Origin of the sequence: Nostoc sp. DedSLP03, from assembly GCF_034530815.1 — a bacterium.
Lineage (GTDB): Bacteria > Cyanobacteriota > Cyanobacteriia > Cyanobacteriales > Nostocaceae > Nostoc.
The window spans coordinates 1-1,486 of sequence record NZ_JAVRCK010000229.1; the positions used below are offsets into that span (position 1 = coordinate 1).

A 1,486-nucleotide genomic window follows, 5' to 3' on the forward strand; every position below is an offset into this window, starting at 1 on the left:
AATCTGTTGCTCAACTTATGCTTTCAAAGTTGCTCATTTTATCCTTACAGTGACAGCAAATAATTGGTAAAGACGCGGTTAAGCCTCTAATTCAGGCTCTCAAAGATAAAAATGAGGATGTTCGTTCCAGTGCTGCTAACGCACTTGGACAAATTGGTAAAGATGCAGTTCCGCCTCTCATGATTGCTCTAAAAGATCCAGATAGTAATATCCGCGCTGGTGCTGCTAATGCTTTAGGGCAAATTGGCGCAGATGCAAAAGATGCAGTTCCCTATTTAAACACTGCTCGCATAGATAGAAATGGTAAGGTACGCTCTGCAACTACTAATGCCCTAGAAGAAATCAAAAAAGCTATGAATGCCCAAAGAGAAATTCAAAGTCATATTTCAAGTGCAAGCTCGTCTGAGTTAAGAGAAGAAACAGTCCTTTATCTGAGAAAGAAACCCCCTGTAATGTGCAAAAATCCTGTAATCAAAGCTGTACTTAGATGGAAATGCTCCTGAGTGCAACTGGTAAAGAATAATGGTATCCATAACTAGTTATCGCATCTCCCCAAATTCCTTCATATATTCCACCAACTCTCTGGTATGCCCCCGTGAAGAAATTCGCTCCAAATTCCCCACCAGGATAAACAGTTCTCGCGCTCTACTGACAGCAACATTAAGTAAATTCGGTCGGCGATTAATAAACCAAAGGCTATCAGTTGTTTGGCATTGGCGAGTCGAGAAAATTATTACTGATTTCTGACCACCTTGGAACGTGTGAACTGTGCCAATGCTCTTGCGGGAAAAATCAGGCCAGCGAGTTTCTAAACGTTGAGTCAGCGCATCTACTTGACGACGGTAAGGTGAAATCACGCCAATTGTGTTGTCAGAATCAGGAGAATTTAAGCAATAACCCGCCGCTAACAACTCCTCAATTAACGCTTCTACTGCATCAACTTCTGCCCAATTAACGTTGTTCTCTAGTTTCCCTTCCACATTGCAAGCAATCAGGTTAGTACCCAAGCGAGAAGCTTTAGGCTCAGTCTTGATTATCATGCCGTAATTGCACAAGCGATCGCAAAAATCAGCAATCACTGGAATGCAACGGTAATGATATTTAAGGATAATGCCATTACCAATGTCTCCGGGTTGCCCTGATGCCCCAGCCGCTCGGTGATAAGCTGTGGAAGCAGTGGGACTGTAGCGGTCATAATCTACATCCGTGAGTCCCTGTTCTAGAAACGACTTGCTGCGATATTCATCTTTCTTCTGGTCACTTAAATTTACCACTGGCTCTAATTGCAATGGATCGCCAACAATCAAAGCCCGATTACACCTAACTAAAACGGGGAAAACTTGATGCGGTGGAATCTGACCCGCTTCATCTACAATTACTTGATCAATACAGCCACTATCGGGATAGGGTAACAAATTGCGGATAGAGTGCTGTGATTTTACCCCCTGCGTGACCAAATTTTAAACCATAACGTGACCATAAGTTA

2 protein-coding genes are annotated in these 1,486 nt (G+C 42.9%); one reads left to right on the forward strand and one right to left on the reverse strand.

Translation table 11 applies throughout. From position 1 onward, the window contains the following. Window positions 1–89 precede the first annotated feature (89 nt). Window positions 90–503: a HEAT repeat domain-containing protein gene (locus RM368_RS38430; protein ID WP_322698924.1), complete on the forward strand. Its 414-nt coding sequence runs from the start codon at window positions 90–92 to the stop codon at window positions 501–503. Window positions 504–539: 36 nt separating this feature from the next. Here the strand turns inward: RM368_RS38430 and RM368_RS38435 are convergent, their stop codons facing one another. Continuing rightward, the gene (locus RM368_RS38435) at window positions 540–1,415 is read right to left on the reverse strand and encodes a DEAD/DEAH box helicase (RefSeq protein ID WP_322698923.1); all 876 of its coding nucleotides are present in this window, start codon (window positions 1,413–1,415) and stop codon (window positions 540–542) included. Window positions 1,416–1,486 lie beyond the last annotated feature (71 nt).